Below are 15,758 nucleotides of genomic sequence, written 5' to 3' on the forward strand. Positions count from 1 at the left end.
TACGGTGCTCATGGGGTCACCACTGTCCTGTCTCGACGCGAATGGCCACTTCGCAGTCGTCAAAAATTTCGAGTTTGGCAATCTTTACGCGCACGCCCAACACGCCGGGCAGCTGCATCAGGCGGTTGGCCAGCTTGCCGATCAGGCTCTCCAGCAGGTTCACATGCTCGGCCGTGCACTCGTCGATGATGATCTGGCGCACACGGCGGTAGTCCAGCACATGGCCGATGTCGTCGTCGCGCGGGGCCAGCGGCTGCACGCCCAGGCTCAGTTCGGCATCGACCTGGATGGGCTGCGGGTCGGTCTTTTCGTGGTCGAGGATGCCCAGGTTGGCGTCAAAGCGCAAACCAGTGAGCGTGAGGATCTGGGTGCCTGCAGCGGTGGTCATGAATAGGTCCTAGATTGAGTGGGCGTGTTTGTGCGCGTGTGTGCGTGCGCTCACATCAACGAGAAATCGCGGTCAAACTTCATCAGATGCTGGCCGCCATCGACCAGCAGCGTGGTGCCGGTGATGGACCGGTTCTCCAGCGCAAATTTCACCGCGCTCGCCACGTCCCCGGCGGTGGACGAGCGGCCCAGGGGCGAGAGGGCGTGCAACTGGGCAAACTTTTCGTCGCTGAGCATGTGGCTGGTCAGCGTGAGGCCGGGCGCCACACCCACTACGCGCACGCGCGGGGCCAGGGCGATGGCCAGCATGGTGCCTGCGGCTTCGAGCGCGGCCTTGGAGAGCGTGTAGCTCACAAAGTCGGGGTTCTGGTTCCAGAGCTTCTGGTCCAGCAGGTTGACCACGGCGCCCTGCGCGTCGGCCTCGCCTGCCGCAGCGCGGCTGGCCACATGCTGGTGCAGCGCCTGGGCCAGCAGCACGGGGGCGGCGGTGTTGCTGCGCAGGTGTTTTTCGAGCGCGGCAAAGCCAAAGGTGGCGGTGTTGTCGTGCTCGAACAGTGAGGCGCTGTTGACCACCGCATCCACGCTGCCAAAGTGCGCCACCACACGGGGCAACAGGCCGCGCACGGCAGCCTCGTCTTCAAAATCAGCATCAAAATGGGCGCTGGTGCTTGTCAGTCGTGCGCAAGCAGCTGCGGTATCGATAGCATCTTGCTCCGACGAACGGTAGTGCACCGCCACCTGCCAGCCCCCCGCCGCCAGGGCCAGTGCAATGCTGCGGCCCAGGCGCTTGGCAGCGCCCGTGACCAGAACGGTGCGTGGGTGGGAGGGGTGAGACATGTGGGCTGGGAGACAATGCGGGCCGTGACCCAAAGACCCGACAGTTTAACGACCGCCCTGCACCAGCACATTGCCCAGGCCATTGCCGCCGAGGGTGGATGGCTGGGGTTTGACCGCTTCATGGCACTGGCCCTGTACACCCCCGGCCTGGGCTACTACGCCAACGATTCCACCAAGTTCGGCGCCATGCCCGAGTCGGGCAGCGACTTTGTGACTGCGCCCGAGATGACGCCGTTGTTCGGCCAGACGCTGGCCGCGCAGGTGGGCGAGGCCCTGGCTCAGACCGCGACCGACGAGGTGTGGGAGTTTGGCGCGGGCTCGGGCGCACTGGCGCTGCAGCTGCTCGACGCTTTAGGCGACCAGGTGCAGCGCTACACCATCGTCGATCTGTCAGGCAGCCTGCGGGCGCGCCAGCAGGCCAAGCTGGTGGCGCATTCGCACAAAGTGTGCTGGGTGGATGCCTTGCCCGAGAAATTCAGCGGCGTCGTGGTGGGCAACGAGGTGCTCGACGCCATGCCCGTGCAACTGCTCGCGCGCCACGGTGGCCAGCAGGGCGGCAAAGACGGCGATGGTTGGTACGAGCGCGGCGTGGTCGTGGATGGCGACGGCAGCTTTGCCTGGGCCGACCGCCCCACCGACCTGCGCCCGCCTGTGGACATCGAAGGCCCGCAGGACTACCTGACCGAGATTCACGCTCAGGGCGAAGGTTTTATCCGCATGCTGGCCGACCGCCTGGAGCGCGGCGCCGCCTTTTTGCTGGACTACGGCTTTGGCGAGGACGAGTATTACCACCCCCAGCGCCACATGGGCACGGTGATGTGTCACCAGGGCCACCTGGCCGATGGCGACCCGCTGGTGGCGGTGGGCCGCAAGGACATCACGGCCCACGTCAACTTCACCGCCATGGCGTTGGCCGCGCAGGATGCGGGGCTGCAGGTGCTGGGCTACACCACGCAGGCCCACTTCCTCATCAACTGCGGGTTGCTACCAAAAATGGAGCTGCTACCGCAAGCACAGCGGGCGACAGCTGCCAAATTGATCATGGAACACGAAATGGGCGAGCTGTTCAAGGTGCTGGCCCTGGGCGCGGGCGAAGCGTGGGAGCCCATGGGGTTTGCGCACGGCGATCGATCACACCGGCTCTAGATGTTCCGCTGGCTCCTCGTCATCTTCCTGGCGCTGATGCTCATCAGTTGGCTGTCGCCCTTTCTGCGCCGCCTGGGCTTTGGGCGCCTGCCGGGGGACTTCCGGTTTCGCTGGCTGGGGCGCGACTGGGATGTGCCGCTGGCGTCCACGCTGCTGCTGAGCTTTGTGGTCAGCCTGCTCACCAAACTGCTGTAAACAGGCGCTTAGAGCGGCTAACAAAACTCAGCGAAGCGGCCCTGGCTAGACGTTCCGCCGCAGGCAGTACAAGTAGTACGACAAGGCGGGACAACGACGCCAGGGGAGTTTTGTTAGCCGCTCTTACTGCTCCGCAGCTTGCAAGGCGTTCAGAAACGCCTTGCGCCACCAGTGCACGTCGTGCTCCTTGATGCGGGCCATGAGCTTCTGGTGGCGCGCCTGCCGCTCGGCCAGCGGCATTTGCAGCGCCTGCTGGATGCTGTCGGCCATGCCCTGGGTGTCGTAGGGGTTCACCAGCAGCGCTTCTTTCAGCTGCTCGGCCGCACCGGCAAAGCGTGACAACACCAGCACGCCCGGGTCGTCCGGGTCTTGCGCCACCACGTACTCCTTGGCCACCAGGTTCATGCCATCGCGCAGGGGCGTGACCAGGCCCACGGCGGCGGCGCGGCACAGGCCCGGCACCCGCTTGCGGGCCACCATGCGGTGGATGTAGCGCACCGGCATCCAGTCCAGCTCGCCATAGTCGCCATTGACCGAACCGCACAGGCCCTCCAGCTCCTGGCGCAGGTCGCCATAGGCGTTCACGTCGTCGCGCGTGGGCGAGGCGATCATGATGAGCGTGGCGCTGTCGCGGTTTTCCGGGTAGCGGTCCAGCAGTTCGCGAAAGGCCCGCACGCGTTGCGGAATGCCCTTGGAGTAGTCGAGCCGGTCAATGCCCAGCAGCAGGCGCCTGCGTGAATACTCGTCGCGCATGTTCTCGTAGGTTTCCACCGCGTCGGGTGCGTGCGTGAGGCGTGTGAATTCGTCCACGTCGATGCCGATGGGAAACGACTGCACCACCACGGTGGCCCCGAAGGCGCGCACACGTTTTTCGTCCAGTGCTTCTGCGCTGCCTTCGTTGCGCACATACCGCGTGAAATGCGATACGTCGGCCTCGCTCTGCAGGCCCACCAGGTCGTAGGCAAACAGCGAGCGCATGAGCCACTCGTGCTGTGGGATGGCCGCCATGATGAGCGGCGGTGGCACGGGGATGTGCAGGAAGAAGCCGATGCGCTGCTTGCAGCCCATGGCGCGCAACTCGGCGGCCAGCGGGATCAGGTGATAGTCATGCACCCAGATCACATCGTCGTCGCGCAGCAGCGGCAGCAGCTTGCGCGCAAACATCTGGTTCACGCGGCGGTAGCCTGCGATGTAGCTGGCGTTGAAGTCCGCGAGGTCCAGCCGGTAGTGGAACACCGGCCAGAGCACGCTGTTGCTGTAGCCGTGGTAGTAGCTGTCGTGGTCTTCGCGGCACAGGTCCACAGAGGCCAGGGTCACAGCACCCGCCTGTCGGGTGTGCAGTTCGCCCTCGCCGGGTGTGCCGCCTTCGACCACGGTGCCGCTCCAGCCAAACCAGAGCCCGCCGGTCTGGTTCAGGGCTTCGCCCAGGGCGACGGCCAAACCACCGGCTGCGGGCTTGCGGGGATCTGCAAGGCGGTTGGAGACAACAACAAGCCTGCTCATCTCGCAATCTTCCTTGTCACAGGGGATGGTGATGTGTCGGACATCACCTTAAATCACGCTGTCCCAGGGCGCCGACAGGCGTACGGCGGCGTTGATCACGCCCACCATCGAATAGGTCTGTGGGAAGTTGCCCCACATCTCGCGGGTCTCGGGGTGCGTGTCTTCGGACAGCAGGCCCAGCGGGTTGCGGGCGGCCAGCATGGTCTCGAAGATGGCGCGCGCCTCGGCCTTGCGGCCGATGCGCGTCAGCGCGTCGATGCGCCAGAAGGTGCAGATGTTGAAAGCTGTCTCGGGCTTGCCGAAATCGTCGGCCGCCTCGTAGCGGCGCATGTAGGGGCCGTCGCACAGGCTTTTTTCCATGGCCTCCACGGTGCTCACGAAGCGTGGGTCTTTGGGGTCGATGAGGCCCACCTCGGCCATCAGCAACACGCTGGCGTCGAGTTCATGACCGCCAAAACTTTCGGCAAAGGCCTGGCGCGCTTCGCACCAGGATTTGTCGAGAATCTCGGCGCGCATGCGGTCGGCATGCTGCTGCCAGTGGCTGGCGCGGTCGGCCAGTTGCAGGGTGGCGGCGATCTTGGCCAGCCGGTCGCAGGCTGCCCAGCTCATCAGCGCGGACGAGGTGTGCACCCGGGCGCGCGTGCGCAGCTCCCACATGCCCGCGTCGGGCTGGCCATACACGCGCACCGCGTTGTCGCCCACCTGTTCCAGCCGCGTGAACTCGGCCAGGCCCGCACGGTGGAGCAGGCGGTGGTCGTGAAAGGCCTGGGCAGCGCCCAGCACGATGTTGCCGTACACATCGTGCTGAAAATGCTCGGCCGCCTGGTTGCCCACACGCACGGGGCCCATGCCCCGGTAGCCCGCCAGCTGCGGCACAAAACTCTCGGGCAGGTCTTTCTCCAGCCCGATGCCATACAACGGCTGGATGTGGCCGTCGCCGCCTTCGACCACCACGTTGCTCAGCCAGCGCAGGTAGTCCTCCATGGTGCCGACTTCGGAGATGCTGTTGAGCGCGCGCACCACAAAAAATGCGTCGCGCAGCCAGCAGTAGCGGTAGTCCCAGTTGCGGCCGCTGTGGGCGGATTCGGGGATGCTGGTGGTCATGGCGGCCACGATGGCGCCGGTGTCCTCGTACAGCGACAGCTTGAGCGTGATGGCCGCGCGGATCACGGCTTCTTGCCACTCCAGCGGTATGGCCAGGGCGCGGGTCCAGCTGCGCCAGTAGGAGGTCGTCTCCTGCTCAAACAGGCGTGCCGTGTCAGCAATGCCCTCCACCAGCGTCTCGTCCGCCCCCAGCAGAAAGTTGTGTTCGCGCGTGAGCACAAACGGCTGGCCTGACAACACGTGCGAGACCGGTGCATCGGTGGACAGGCGCAGCGTCATGCTCTCGCCCACGTAGCGGATGTGGTTGCTGCCGCGTGTGATCTCGGGTGCGGTCTGGCCCCAGTCGTAGCGCACCTTGAGCGCCACACGAATGCGCGGCGCGCCCTGGATGGGACGCACTCGGCGCACCAGCGTCATCGGCCGAAAGTAGCGCGAGCGGCTGTAAAAGCGCGGCGCAAAGTCGGTGATTTCGATGCCGTGGCCGGCCTTGTCAAACAGCTGCGTGCGCAGGATCGCGGTGTTCGGCTCGTACCACTGGTGGGCCGAGGCCAGGTCTTCCAGTTCGATCGCGAAGTGGCTGCCTTCGTCACCGGGCTGGAGCAGGGCGTTGAACACCGGGTCGCCATCAAAACGGGGCAGGCAGCACCACACCATGCGGGCGTGGTTGTCGATCAGCGCGCTGATCGCGCAGTTGCCGATCATCCCGAGGTTGAGCGAGCCCGCTTGGGGGGCGTTGGCTGCAGTGTTCATCGTTCGCGCTCCAGGGTCGTGCGTGCAGAAGACAGCCAGCCGCGCAGCGCGGCAGATGTCATGCAGCGGTGTTGTGCCATGGTCGGCCCTTCGCCCACCTTGATGCCCCAGCCGCCGAGCGCCTGCACGGCGGCAAAGCCGGCCTCGTCGGTGACGTCATCGCCGATGAAGACGGGTGTGCGCCCTGCAAAAGGGGCCTGGGTCATGAAGTCGGCAATCGCCTGGCCCTTGTGAATGCCACGGGGCTTCACTTCAAAGACGCATTTGCCGCGCAGCAGTTCCACGCCCTCCACATGGCGCATGGCGTGCGTCAGCGTTTCGCTGCACAAGGACTCCAGCTGAGGGGCAAGGCGGTAGTGCAGGGCCAGGCTCACGCGCTTGGTCTCTACCAGCAGGCCGGGATGGCGGGCTGCAAGGTCCTGTGCGGCCCGCAAGACGGGCTCCAGGGCGGGTCGGGACGTGGCGGGGACGGAGGCGCCGCTCAGTCGGTATTGCGCCCCATGCTCGCTGGCCAGCGGCAGGCGCAGCGGTGCCAGAAAACCGTCGATGTCGGCCTCGGGCCTCCCGGTCACGATGGCTAGCGCGCCGCCCAGGCGGGTGTGCAGCGCTGACAGCGTGGGGACCAGCCCCAATGCAACGCGCACCGCCTCGGGGCGCGGCGCTAGTTCGGTGAGCGTGCCGTCGAAATCCAGAAAAAGCGCATGGGCAGTTGTCAGTGTGGGGAGCAGCTGCATCCGCGAAACCATAGCAGACGCTGCAAAACTGACCTGGACACAAGGGTGATACAAGGCGGGTAAATGCGCGCAAGGTCTGCGACCTGTTGCAACTTTGGCAACCCAAGCGTGCCAGGTGCGCCCTTGAAACGTGGGGCCTGCGTCGCAATGTGTTCTGTATCCTGTTTGCACCAAGCCGTAGCCACGCCATGACCGAAGCCCTGCACATCGTCTGCCCCCACTGCCACACCACCAACCGCGTGCAGGCCGCCCAACTGGGCAGCGCGCCCGACTGCGGCAAGTGCCATCAGCGCCTTTTTGCAGGAGCCCCGCTGGAGCTGGATGCCACCAGCTTTGACAAGCATGTGGCGCGCAGTCACATCCCCGTGTTGGTGGACTTTTGGGCCCCCTGGTGCGGGCCGTGCCGCCAGATGGCCCCGGCCTTTGCGCAGGCCGCCCGCGAGCTGGAGCCGCGCGTGCGCCTGGCCAAGCTCAACACCGAAGACCACCAGGCCATCGCGGCGCGTTATGCCATCCGCAGCATTCCGACCATGATCCTGTTCCAGCAGGGGCGCGAGGTGGCGCGCATCTCGGGTGCGCTGGGCGCTGCGGACATCGTGCGCTGGGTGCAGACGGCTGCAGGTTGACGCGAAAGAATCAGCGGATTTGCAGAACGCGGTCCAGCGACATGTTGCCCGCGCCACGCCCCACCAGGTAGAGCATCAGCCCACCCCACGACAGGTGCGTGGGCCAGGCGTCGGGGTACACAAACACCTGGATGACCAGCGTCATGCCCAACAAGGCCAGCGCGGACAGGCGCGTGAACAGGCCCAGCACCAGCAGCATGGGGAACACATGCTCAGCCACAGTGGCCATTTGTGCGGCCAGCTCGGGTGGTAGCAAGGGCAGCTTGTACTCCTCGCGGAACAGCGCATAGGCGCTGTCGGACACGGTGAACCAGCCCTCCACCTTGGTGCGTGCCGACAGCCAAAAGATACCTGCCAAGGCGATGCGGTTGACCAGGGCCAGCAGGCTGTGCGGGGTGAGCCAGATGGCAGCGTCGGCCAGGCGGGCCAGCAGCACGCGTGGGGCCTTCGCGGGGGCTGTGGGGATGTGGGTGGTGGTCGTCATGGCGGCTCCTCAGCCTGTGTGTGAATCGGTGGGGGCCAGGGCGCCTGCGTCGAGCAGGGTGCCCATCAGGGCCGCAAAGTCGGTGGCAGGGTCGACATCCAGGGCGCTGGTGGCGGCGGCCTCCAGCGCCTGGCCTTGGGCGCAGGCGTCCAAAAATGCAACCCCGGCGCGCGACAGCGGTCGCCATGTCACTTGCGCGTGGGGCCGGGTGAGCAAGGCGCCATCGCCCGACCAGTCCAGCGAGTCCAGTGACATGGACAGGGCCAGGCCGTCGCGGTGGCTCTGCCACAGGGCGTAGGCAGGATGCTCGTCGCACCAGGCCCAGCGGGCGGCAGGGTGGGGGCGCAGTTGCACCAGGGGCAAGGCATCGGGTGTCTGCCGTGCGAGCCAGTCCCGGCCGACGGTGGTGGCGTCTGCCGCCAGATGGCATTCGGTCCAGCCGCGGTCCAGACGTGCCACGGCGGGCAGGTAAGGCAGCTCAGCCGCGGGTGCAAACCCGGCCAGAAAATCGGCAAACCCCGCGCCATAGTCCATCAGCAGCCCATCACCGGGCGGCTGAGCGCGGGCATACACCGCAGCGGCAGCGCGGAACCAGTCTTCGCCCACCAACTGGCACACGGTGCGGTAGTTGGCCTGCAGCGCATCGACACAACCCTTGAGCACGGTGTTGCGGTACACGGCAAATCCTGGTTGAGACTCCAGCGCAGACAGCCACGGCGCTTGCACCGCATGGCCGAGCAGCGTGGCGGAGAATCCGTCCTGGAATGCAGTCAACTGCATGTGGCCTCCTGGGGGGGCGCCGAGGCCAGCGTGCTGTGGGCCAGTTCCCGCTCGGCCAGCAGTTCGCTGAAGGCGGGCAGGTGGTCATCGCGCTCGATCAGGGTGGGCACGGGGCCGGTGCGCGCAATCACCTGCGCGTACAGCGCCCACACCGCCGGGGCGATGGGCGCATCGTGGCTATCGATGAGCAGTGCATTGCCATGCACTGGGTCGGCATGGTGCCCCGCCAGGTGGATTTCGGCCACGGCGTGCAGGGGAAAGGCGTTGAGGTAGGTCTGCGCGTCAAAGCCCAGGTTGTTGGCACTGACGTACACGTTGTTCACGTCCAGCAGCAGGGCACAACCGGTGCGCTGCACCAGTTCGGCCAGGAAGTCGGTTTCGGCCCAGTCATGGCCGTCGATGTGCAGGTAGTGCGTGGGGTTCTCGATGGCGATGGGGCGTTGCAGTGCGTCTTGTGTGCGGGCAATGTTGTCCGCAATGCGCTGCAGCGCCGCGTGCGTGCGCGGAAACGGCAGCAGGTCGGGCAGGTACTGCCCGCGCCAGGTGGACCAGGCCAGGTGCTCCGAAATGATGGCGGGCTCCACCCGCCTTGCAAGGGCTGCCAGGCGCGCCAGATGGGCCGCGTCGGGTGGTGCATCGGCCGCGAGTGACAGCGAGACGCCGTGCAGCGCCACGGGGTGGCGCGCGCGGATGGCTTCCAGCCAGGCCAGGCGCGGACCGCCATCGGCCAGGTAGTTCTCGGGGTGCACCTCCCACCACAGGCCGGAGGCCGAGCAATGCAGCGCCTCGTCATAGTGCTGGGGCTTGAGGCCGAGGCCTGCGGTGAGAGGTGACCGTGTCATGGCTCAGGCCTTGATGGGGGCCAGCGAGCCCATGCCCTTGGGGGTCTTGATGGTGGTGCAGGTGCCTGCGGGTACGTACTTCCAGGCGTTGCCCTGGTGGTCCATCTTGGACGTGCCCGCGCAGGTGGTGCCGGGGCCAGCGGCGCAGTCGTTCTTGCCGGCCATCGAAACTCCGTAGCACTTCTCCATGGCGGGCTTGGCGCCGTCCATGGGGGCGGTCTGGGCCATGGCGGCGCCAGAGGTCAGGGCAACGAGGGCGAGGGCGCCGAGGCTGAGGGAGCGAGTGATCATGGTACGGTTCTCCGAAGGTTGGGTAAGGGTTGAATCCGACCGGGGTGCTGCGCAGAGGCCGCGTTGAATTGCCCGATCTGCGTTGTAATTCGCGCTGCGCAGCGAGCGGGTTACAGCGCTGTGTAAAAAAATCGTGGCGACATGGCAAAAATATTTTTGTGTTGCCTGTAACCCATTGGCCCCGGCATACGAATTGCCTGTAGGGAGACACCATGGAGATAGTGGAAGAGCGCCTGCGCGGCTTGCTGCTGCAGGGGCTGGATGCCGATGCAGCCGCCTACCAGCGCTTTTTGAAGGAGCTGAGCGCGCACCTGCGTGCCTTCCTGCGCCGCCGCCTCGCGCAGCGGCCCGATGAGGTGGAAGACCTGGTGCAGGAGACGCTGCTGGCCGTGCACAACCAGCGCCACACCTACCGGCCCGAGATGCCAGTGACGGCCTGGGCGCACGCGATTGCGCGCTACAAGCTCATCGACTGGCTGCGCTCACACGCCGTGAAGGAGGCGCGCAACGACCCGTTGGACGATGCCGACGAGTTGTTTGCCAGCAGCGACAGCGAGGCAGCCGAAGCCCGGCGGGACCTGGGGCAACTGCTGCGCACGCTGCCCGACAAGCAGCGACTGCCGATTGAGTACGTGAAGCTGGAAGGTTTGTCGGTGGTCGAGACGGCGCGGCTCACGGGGCTGTCGGAGTCGGCCGTCAAAGTTGGCGTGCACCGGGGGCTGAAGGCCCTGGCCGCCAGGATCAGGGACATGACTTACGCAAAACAGGGCTCAAGCAAATCGCTGGGTACAGCGGGCGGTTCATCGTTGCATCGTGATTTGCGCAAGTCCCAGGAGGAATGACATGAAAACCGATGAATTGATCCACCTGCTGGCCACCGATGACCAGCCAGTGCAGCCCGCCGCCATTGAGCAACGGTTTGCTATCGCGAGCGCAGTGGGCATTGCGGGTGCTGGCGTGCTGATGCTGACCCTGTTCGGCCTGCGCCCTGATCTGCTGGCGACCGTGGCGCTGCCCATGTTCTGGGGCAAGCTGGTGTTTGCCGCTGCCCTGGCAGCCGCAGGCTTGGCGCTGCTGCGCCGCATGGCCCGCCCGGGCATGGCGCTGGGCCACACAGCCCTGTGGCTGGCGGTGCCGCCGCTGGTGTTGTGGGCCATGGCCTTGTGGACGTTGTCGCAGGTGCCTGCGGCAGAGCGCGTGCCGCTCATCCTGGGCAGCACCTGGCGCACCTGCCCGCTCAATATCGCGGCACTGTCGGTGCCCGCGTTCGTCGCGGGGTTTTGGGCGCTCAAGGGCGCTGCCCCCACGCGCCTGGCGTGGGCGGGTGCGGGTGCCGGGTTGCTGGCGGGCGCGCTGGGTGCTTTGGTGTACGCCCTGCATTGCCCCGAAATGGCCACACCGTTTCTGGCGGTGTGGTACGTGGCGGGCATGGCCATCCCGACCGCGCTGGGGGCTGTGCTGGGGCCGCGCCTGTTGCGCTGGTAGTTGCGGGCTTTGGCGGCTCCGCTCAGGCCGCTACCCGCTTGTTGTAGGCGCGAAAAACCGTGTCCAACGTCCAGCCCAGCGATTCGTAGAGCGCTTGCGCCGTGGTGTTGGTGTGTGCCGTGGTCAGGTCCATGCGCACCTTGCCATGGGCGCGGGCCGTGGCTTCTGCCGCCTGCAACAAGCTGCGCCCAGCGCCTGTCTTGCGTGCCGTGGGAGCCACGAACAGGTCGTACAGCGTGTAGATGGGGGCTGCCTCCACCGAGCAGAACGTGGGGTAGAGCTGGCAAAAGCCCACTGCTGTCTGCGACGCATCCAGCGCCAGCAGGATCACCGACTCTTCACGCTCCAGCCGTTGGGCAATGAAGGCCCGCGCTCCGGCCAGGTCTGGCGCCTGTTCGTAGAACTGCCGGTAGGCATCAAACAGCGGCGCGATGGTGTCGGCGTCGGTCGCGGTGGTGGGGCGGATGTGCACAGCGGTCATGAAGGCGTTGGGATGATAGGAGGGCGTGAACAAGCGCCCAGTTTTTTGGTAAACGGATCCCCCGGATGGGCTGCGAGCGGACGCGGATTGTAGGAAGTGTTCTGCCGCGTCTTGGGACGCTGTTCGAGGGGTCAGGCAACGTCGCCGTGGGCTTGCAGCCACTGCGCCACGGCCTCGACCCGCGCCTGGTGGATCAGCGCACCCACCTGCGGGCCGCTCACCCCTTTGGCCGCTGCCTGTGCAGCGATATCACGCGTGACCACCGACTGCACGGCGGCCAGCACCGCCATCAGGCGAGGGCGCTGCGGGTAGGCCGACGCTTCAAACCCCAGCCGTCCGCGCGCATCGCATTCGCAGGCCAGCAGAATGTCGGCAAAACGCTCGGGCTTGCGGATGGCGTCGCAGCGCTCCAGCAGGCGCACCAAGGCACCGGCAGACAGGTCGGTGCTGCGGTGGATGTGCCCGTGTTCGCGTGCCACCACGTCAGCCGTCTCGCGGCAGTCCACGGGCACGCGCAGGCGTTCGGCCACGTCTTTCAGCAGCTCGGCACTGCGCTCCTCATGCCCAATGTGGCGTGGCAGCACATCGGCGGCTGTGGTGCCCTTGCCCAGGTCGTGCACCAGGCAGGCAAAGCGCACCGTCAGCGGTGCCTGCAGCCGCGCGGCCATGTCCAGCACCATCATCAGGTGCACGCCCGTGTCCACCTCGGGGTGGTAGTCGGCGCGCTGGGGCACCCCCCACAGGCGCGCCACCTCGGGCAGCAGCACCTGGAGCGCGCCACACTCGCGCAGCACCTCGAACATGCGCGAGGGTTGTTCTTCCATCAGCCCGCGCGCCAGCTCTTGCCACACGCGCTCGGCCACCAGGTGGTCCACCTCGCCATGCGCCACCATCTCGCGCATCAGCTGCATGGTCTCGGGCGCCACCGTGAAGTCGGTGAAGCGTGCCGCAAACCGCGCCACGCGCAGGATGCGCACCGGGTCTTCACGGAACGCGTCCGTCACGTGGCGCAGCACGCGGTTCTCGATGTCTTGGGCGCCAGAATATGGGTCAAATATGCCTCCAGCGCTTATTCCATAAGCGCTGGTAGCTATTGCATTGATAGTAAGGTCGCGGCGCGACAGGTCTTCTTCCAACGTCACGTCGGGCGAGCTTTGCACCACAAAGCCCCGGTAGCCTCGCCCGCTCTTGCGCTCGGTGCGCGCCAGCGCGTATTCCTCGCGCGTTTCGGGGTGCAAAAAGACGGGGAAGTCGCGCCCCACGGGCAGGTAGCCCTGCGCCAGCATCTGCTCGGGCGTCGCGCCCACCACCACCCAGTCGTGGTCATTCACCGGCCGGCCCAGCAGCTTGTCGCGGACGGCGCCGCCCACCATGTAGATTTGCATGGTGCGAGTTTAGAACTTGCTCTGCGCCGTATAGTCCAGCCCACCATGTCTCTATCGTCTGACCTCACCATCGCCCAGCTCAACCCCGACGGCAGCGTGCCCGTGCCCCAGGCACCTGACGCCGCCGCCAATGCTGCCGCCGAGGCCCTGCAGCGCGAGGCGCAGTTCGAGGCTCTGAAGGCCAAGGTAGACGACCTGCAGGAGATCCTGGCCAAGCCGCTCAATGACATCCTGGCCGAGCACGACAAGTTCAAAGAGGTGGCGGCCGCGTGGGATTCCTTCGGCGCGATGTGGATGCTGTCGCAGCGCGCCATGCGCCGCGTGGCAATGGACCTGGCGGCCACACAGGGCGTGAGCGATGAAGAGGTGGTGGCCCGCGCCATGGCCTACGCCAACCAGGTGCTCAACACCGAGGACGAAGACCTGGGCGGTTCTATCGCCCCTGCGCAGTTGGCGCACATCGCGCGGCACAAGGCGTTCTTGCGCAAGCAGTTTAGGTAGAGCGGGCGATGAAAAAACGTGTGACGGTGTTTACTTTTGCCTTTGCGGCTTTGCTGACGGGAATGGCTCTATGGCCGTACGCTCCCCCGCTTGAAACACTGACGGTGGAGAGTGCCACTGTCGAAGTAAAGCACCCGGGGCCGATGGCGCGCGAGGCCGTCTTTAGGACAGCGTCGGGCGCGCAGGTGTCCTGCTCGCGTGGACACAAATCGGGGGGATGCCCTATAGAACACTTGGTTCGAATGGAGGCGCGTCAAGCGCAGCTCACCGTGTGGCACGATGGCGCGCGCGTTCTCCAAATCGCTGACAAGGAAAGAGTCATTCACCCCTACGATGACATTTACAGCGGCCGGGCATTTGTGTTGGTGATGGCGGCCATTGTTGCGCTGGTGGGGTTGGGCCAGATAGCGATACACATTGGCTGGGCTAACGAGTACGACAAAGAGGGGAAGCTGATCCAGCGCGAATAGCCGGGGCGCGCGCTGGGCTCCCGATCGATTGGCCCTGAACGCTCACTTGAAAACGGGGCGGAAAAAACTCCGCTCGTAGCTCACGATGCACCCCGTCTCTTCGGCATAGCGGAAAGCCGCTTGGCAGTCCGCATCCTGCATCGACGCCTCGCGGTAGCGCTCGTAGGCGGCGAGGCTCTCGAACGTGAACAGCGCCAGCGCGATGTTATTGGCGCCCTCGCTGGGCATGAAGTAGCCGTGGTGTTGGCCGCCGAATTTCTCGACCAGCGGAATCCACAGTTTTCCGTAGTGCTCAAACTCTTTCAGCTTGCTGGTGTTGAGTACATAGCGCAGGTAGATGGTGACGGCCATGGTGGTGCTCAGCCTTCGGTATGGCGCAGGCGGTAGGGCTCTTCGAAGTCCAGAAAGTCCTTTTCGGCCAGGGCCTCGTCGATCCAGGCTTTCACGCCGGGCAACTCGCGCACGCGCTGCACATAGGCGGCGATGTGCGGTGGCAGGGGCAGGGCGTATGTGTGCAGGCGCATGCACACGGGGGCAAAGTAGGCGTCGGCCACGGTGAACTCGCCAAACAGCATCGGGCCGCCATGTTCTTCCAGCAACGCGCTCCACATCTCCACCAGGCGCTGCACATCGGCGCGCACACCAGGCTTGTCGCGCCAGATCAGGGCACCGGTGTCGGCCAGGTGGGCCTCAATGTTCATAGGGCAGTTGCCGCGCAGGGCGGTGAAGCCGCTGTGCATCTCGGCACAGATGCTGCGGGCGCGTGCGCGGGCCTTGGTGTCGGTGGGCCAGAGCTTTTTGTCGGGATGGGTTTCGGCCACGTATTCGGCAATGGCCAGGGTGTCCCACACCACCAGGTCGCCATCCACCAGCACGGGCACTTTGCCCGTGGGGTTCACGGCGCCAATCGCGCGCTTGAACTCCGAGTCGGCATCAAAGCTGTCGAAGCGCACGCGCACTTCTTCAAATACGATGCCCGCCTGTTTGAGCAGCACCCAGGGGCGCATGGACCAGGACGAGTAGTTCTTGTTACCGATGTAGAGCTTGAGCATGGTGGGTACCTGAAATGAAGAGGCCAGCCCGCCATGCTAGCGGCTGCCGGGCGCGCCAGCGATGCCAAAAACCGGCCTGAATGATGCGCGGCAGGCATCACAGACCATCGTGCAGACCTGGCAGTGCGATCAGACCGGCCAGACCACGCCGTTGTCGTTCAGGATGGCGTCGAGTGGCAGGTCGAACTCCTCGGGCTCGAAGTCGTCCAGGTAGCCGTTGGTGAAGCCCAGGCCCACGGTGAACGGCCTGGGCTGCAGCGTGGCCAGCGTGCGGTCGTAAAAGCCGCCGCCATAACCCAGCCGGTAGCCGCCGGGTGCGTAGCCCACGCAGGGCACAAACAGCAGCGTGGGCACGATGACTTCGGTGTCCTTGGGCTTGGGGATGCCGTAGGCGTCTTCTTCCATGGGGCAACCGGGGTACCAGGCGTGGAAGGTGAGCGTTTTGTGCTGCTTGTTGACCACCGGCAGGCCGATGCGGCGGCGCAGGGGCTCGTCCAGCAGTTCGCCGTCTTCCTTCCAGCGGTGCAGGGCAGGCAGGGGGTCAAACTCGCCCTTGATGGGCCAGTAGGCGCCGATCACCGTATCGGGCCGGTTGACCAGCCAGATGCGCATCACCTGCTGTAACAGGTCGGCCCGCTGTAGGCGGTCGGGCAGATTGAGGCGTTCTTCTATCAATGCGCGCCGAAGGGCTGCTTTGTCCATCAG

At 65.8% G+C, this 15,758-nt stretch carries 21 protein-coding genes; 7 read left to right on the plus strand and 14 right to left on the minus strand.

Annotated features, from left to right (window positions below; all coding sequences use genetic code 11):
• Positions 1-16: 16 nt before the first annotated feature.
• Positions 17-388, minus strand: coding sequence for a dihydroneopterin aldolase (locus tag OIN59_RS04600; protein ID WP_055396414.1), 372 nt, complete (start codon positions 386-388; stop codon positions 17-19).
• Between the two features lie 50 nt (positions 389-438).
• Positions 439-1,224, minus strand: coding sequence for an SDR family oxidoreductase (locus tag OIN59_RS04605; protein ID WP_274107563.1), 786 nt, complete (start codon positions 1,222-1,224; stop codon positions 439-441).
• Between the two features lie 15 nt (positions 1,225-1,239).
• On the opposite strand from OIN59_RS04605, the gene OIN59_RS04610 reads away from it, so the two are divergent.
• Positions 1,240-2,370, plus strand: coding sequence for a class I SAM-dependent methyltransferase (locus tag OIN59_RS04610; protein ID WP_274108078.1), 1,131 nt, complete (start codon positions 1,240-1,242; stop codon positions 2,368-2,370).
• The gene (locus OIN59_RS04615) at positions 2,371-2,565 is read left to right on the plus strand and encodes a DUF2905 domain-containing protein (RefSeq protein ID WP_274107565.1); all 195 of its coding nucleotides are present in this window, start codon (positions 2,371-2,373) and stop codon (positions 2,563-2,565) included. It begins immediately after the preceding gene.
• A gap of 123 nt (positions 2,566-2,688) precedes the next feature.
• Here OIN59_RS04615 and otsA read toward each other — a convergent pair whose 3' ends face one another.
• The 3 genes from otsA to otsB are packed head-to-tail and all read right to left on the minus strand — an operon-like array spanning position 2,689 to position 6,656.
• Positions 2,689-4,068 (minus strand): alpha,alpha-trehalose-phosphate synthase (UDP-forming), encoded by a 1,380-nt coding sequence (gene otsA, locus OIN59_RS04620; protein ID WP_274107567.1) that lies wholly within the window; start codon positions 4,066-4,068, stop codon positions 2,689-2,691.
• A gap of 48 nt (positions 4,069-4,116) precedes the next feature.
• Entirely contained in the window at positions 4,117-5,922 is a 1,806-nt protein-coding gene (locus OIN59_RS04625) for a glycoside hydrolase family 15 protein (RefSeq protein ID WP_274107569.1), read from the minus strand.
• Complete coding sequence (otsB, locus tag OIN59_RS04630; RefSeq protein WP_274107571.1) at positions 5,919-6,656, minus strand: trehalose-phosphatase; 738 nt, start codon at positions 6,654-6,656, stop codon at positions 5,919-5,921. The genes OIN59_RS04625 and otsB overlap by 4 nt, the downstream gene beginning before the upstream one ends.
• 188 nt (positions 6,657-6,844) lie before the next feature.
• Here otsB and trxC point away from each other — a divergent pair, with 188 nt between their 5' ends.
• Positions 6,845-7,282, plus strand: a complete 438-nt coding sequence (gene trxC / locus OIN59_RS04635; RefSeq protein ID WP_274107573.1) for a thioredoxin TrxC — start codon at positions 6,845-6,847, stop codon at positions 7,280-7,282.
• Positions 7,283-7,292: 10 nt separating this feature from the next.
• Here the strand turns inward: trxC and OIN59_RS04640 are convergent, their stop codons facing one another.
• Genes OIN59_RS04640 through OIN59_RS04655 form a run of 4 tightly spaced genes read right to left on the minus strand, consistent with a single transcriptional unit; the run spans position 7,293 to position 9,679 of the window.
• Positions 7,293-7,766 carry a DoxX family protein gene (locus tag OIN59_RS04640; protein ID WP_274107575.1) on the minus strand — a complete coding sequence of 158 codons (474 nt, stop codon included), beginning with the start codon at positions 7,764-7,766 and terminating at the stop codon, positions 7,293-7,295.
• A 9-nt stretch (positions 7,767-7,775) separates the two neighbouring features.
• On the minus strand, positions 7,776-8,546 hold the full coding sequence (locus OIN59_RS04645) for an HvfC/BufC N-terminal domain-containing protein (protein WP_274107577.1): 771 nt from the start codon (positions 8,544-8,546) through the stop codon (positions 7,776-7,778).
• Positions 8,537-9,388: an MNIO family bufferin maturase gene (gene bufB / locus OIN59_RS04650; protein ID WP_274107579.1), complete on the minus strand. Its 852-nt coding sequence runs from the start codon at positions 9,386-9,388 to the stop codon at positions 8,537-8,539. The genes OIN59_RS04645 and bufB overlap by 10 nt, the downstream gene beginning before the upstream one ends.
• 3 nt (positions 9,389-9,391) lie before the next feature.
• Complete coding sequence (locus tag OIN59_RS04655) at positions 9,392-9,679, minus strand: BufA1 family periplasmic bufferin-type metallophore (RefSeq protein ID WP_274107581.1); 288 nt, start codon at positions 9,677-9,679, stop codon at positions 9,392-9,394.
• A gap of 212 nt (positions 9,680-9,891) precedes the next feature.
• Between OIN59_RS04655 and OIN59_RS04660 the strand changes: the two genes are divergently transcribed.
• Complete coding sequence (locus OIN59_RS04660) at positions 9,892-10,521, plus strand: sigma-70 family RNA polymerase sigma factor (RefSeq protein ID WP_274107583.1); 630 nt, start codon at positions 9,892-9,894, stop codon at positions 10,519-10,521.
• A gap of 1 nt (position 10,522) precedes the next feature.
• On the plus strand, positions 10,523-11,164 hold the full coding sequence (locus tag OIN59_RS04665) for a DUF1109 domain-containing protein (protein WP_274107585.1): 642 nt from the start codon (positions 10,523-10,525) through the stop codon (positions 11,162-11,164).
• A 22-nt stretch (positions 11,165-11,186) separates the two neighbouring features.
• Here OIN59_RS04665 and OIN59_RS04670 read toward each other — a convergent pair whose 3' ends face one another.
• Entirely contained in the window at positions 11,187-11,645 is a 459-nt protein-coding gene (locus tag OIN59_RS04670) for a GNAT family N-acetyltransferase (protein ID WP_274107587.1), read from the minus strand.
• Positions 11,646-11,776: 131 nt separating this feature from the next.
• The gene (locus OIN59_RS04675) at positions 11,777-13,030 is read right to left on the minus strand and encodes a multifunctional CCA addition/repair protein (protein ID WP_274107589.1); all 1,254 of its coding nucleotides are present in this window, start codon (positions 13,028-13,030) and stop codon (positions 11,777-11,779) included.
• 45 nt (positions 13,031-13,075) lie between these two features.
• Here OIN59_RS04675 and OIN59_RS04680 point away from each other — a divergent pair, with 45 nt between their 5' ends.
• Positions 13,076-13,531, plus strand: coding sequence for a hypothetical protein (locus OIN59_RS04680; RefSeq protein WP_274107591.1), 456 nt, complete (start codon positions 13,076-13,078; stop codon positions 13,529-13,531).
• An 8-nt stretch (positions 13,532-13,539) separates the two neighbouring features.
• A complete protein-coding gene (locus OIN59_RS04685) occupies positions 13,540-14,001 on the plus strand; it encodes a hypothetical protein (protein WP_274107593.1) in 462 nt (153 codons plus the stop codon).
• Positions 14,002-14,043: 42 nt separating this feature from the next.
• On the opposite strand, the gene OIN59_RS04690 is transcribed toward OIN59_RS04685, so the two are convergent.
• From OIN59_RS04690 to OIN59_RS04700, 3 genes are all read right to left on the minus strand, one after another.
• Complete coding sequence (locus OIN59_RS04690; protein ID WP_108499396.1) at positions 14,044-14,352, minus strand: NIPSNAP family protein; 309 nt, start codon at positions 14,350-14,352, stop codon at positions 14,044-14,046.
• Positions 14,353-14,360: 8 nt separating this feature from the next.
• Complete coding sequence (locus OIN59_RS04695) at positions 14,361-15,053, minus strand: glutathione S-transferase family protein (RefSeq protein ID WP_274107596.1); 693 nt, start codon at positions 15,051-15,053, stop codon at positions 14,361-14,363.
• Between the two features lie 129 nt (positions 15,054-15,182).
• Complete coding sequence (locus tag OIN59_RS04700; protein ID WP_274107598.1) at positions 15,183-15,755, minus strand: 5-formyltetrahydrofolate cyclo-ligase; 573 nt, start codon at positions 15,753-15,755, stop codon at positions 15,183-15,185.
• Positions 15,756-15,758 lie beyond the last annotated feature (3 nt).

This window comes from Acidovorax benzenivorans (assembly GCF_028680575.1).
Lineage (GTDB): Bacteria > Pseudomonadota > Gammaproteobacteria > Burkholderiales > Burkholderiaceae_C > Acidovorax > Acidovorax benzenivorans.

What these genes read in the sequence shown, in the direction of transcription:
- OIN59_RS04600 (WP_055396414.1), bottom strand. Translation starts at nt 388, where the DNA reads ATGACCACCGCTGCAGGCACCCAGATCCTCACGCTCACTGGTTTGCGC.
- OIN59_RS04605 (WP_274107563.1), bottom strand. Translation starts at nt 1,224, where the DNA reads ATGTCTCACCCCTCCCACCCACGCACCGTTCTGGTCACGGGCGCTGCC.
- OIN59_RS04610 (WP_274108078.1), top strand. Translation starts at nt 1,240, where the DNA reads ATGCGGGCCGTGACCCAAAGACCCGACAGTTTAACGACCGCCCTGCAC.
- OIN59_RS04615 (WP_274107565.1), top strand. Translation starts at nt 2,371, where the DNA reads ATGTTCCGCTGGCTCCTCGTCATCTTCCTGGCGCTGATGCTCATCAGT.
- otsA (WP_274107567.1), bottom strand. Translation starts at nt 4,068, where the DNA reads ATGAGCAGGCTTGTTGTTGTCTCCAACCGCCTTGCAGATCCCCGCAAG.
- OIN59_RS04625 (WP_274107569.1), bottom strand. Translation starts at nt 5,922, where the DNA reads ATGAACACTGCAGCCAACGCCCCCCAAGCGGGCTCGCTCAACCTCGGG.
- otsB (WP_274107571.1), bottom strand. Translation starts at nt 6,656, where the DNA reads ATGCAGCTGCTCCCCACACTGACAACTGCCCATGCGCTTTTTCTGGAT.
- trxC (WP_274107573.1), top strand. Translation starts at nt 6,845, where the DNA reads ATGACCGAAGCCCTGCACATCGTCTGCCCCCACTGCCACACCACCAAC.
- OIN59_RS04640 (WP_274107575.1), bottom strand. Translation starts at nt 7,766, where the DNA reads ATGACGACCACCACCCACATCCCCACAGCCCCCGCGAAGGCCCCACGC.
- OIN59_RS04645 (WP_274107577.1), bottom strand. Translation starts at nt 8,546, where the DNA reads ATGCAGTTGACTGCATTCCAGGACGGATTCTCCGCCACGCTGCTCGGC.
- bufB (WP_274107579.1), bottom strand. Translation starts at nt 9,388, where the DNA reads ATGACACGGTCACCTCTCACCGCAGGCCTCGGCCTCAAGCCCCAGCAC.
- OIN59_RS04655 (WP_274107581.1), bottom strand. Translation starts at nt 9,679, where the DNA reads ATGATCACTCGCTCCCTCAGCCTCGGCGCCCTCGCCCTCGTTGCCCTG.
- OIN59_RS04660 (WP_274107583.1), top strand. Translation starts at nt 9,892, where the DNA reads ATGGAGATAGTGGAAGAGCGCCTGCGCGGCTTGCTGCTGCAGGGGCTG.
- OIN59_RS04665 (WP_274107585.1), top strand. Translation starts at nt 10,523, where the DNA reads ATGAAAACCGATGAATTGATCCACCTGCTGGCCACCGATGACCAGCCA.
- OIN59_RS04670 (WP_274107587.1), bottom strand. Translation starts at nt 11,645, where the DNA reads ATGACCGCTGTGCACATCCGCCCCACCACCGCGACCGACGCCGACACC.
- OIN59_RS04675 (WP_274107589.1), bottom strand. Translation starts at nt 13,030, where the DNA reads ATGCAAATCTACATGGTGGGCGGCGCCGTCCGCGACAAGCTGCTGGGC.
- OIN59_RS04680 (WP_274107591.1), top strand. Translation starts at nt 13,076, where the DNA reads ATGTCTCTATCGTCTGACCTCACCATCGCCCAGCTCAACCCCGACGGC.
- OIN59_RS04685 (WP_274107593.1), top strand. Translation starts at nt 13,540, where the DNA reads ATGAAAAAACGTGTGACGGTGTTTACTTTTGCCTTTGCGGCTTTGCTG.
- OIN59_RS04690 (WP_108499396.1), bottom strand. Translation starts at nt 14,352, where the DNA reads ATGGCCGTCACCATCTACCTGCGCTATGTACTCAACACCAGCAAGCTG.
- OIN59_RS04695 (WP_274107596.1), bottom strand. Translation starts at nt 15,053, where the DNA reads ATGCTCAAGCTCTACATCGGTAACAAGAACTACTCGTCCTGGTCCATG.
- OIN59_RS04700 (WP_274107598.1), bottom strand. Translation starts at nt 15,755, where the DNA reads ATGGACAAAGCAGCCCTTCGGCGCGCATTGATAGAAGAACGCCTCAAT.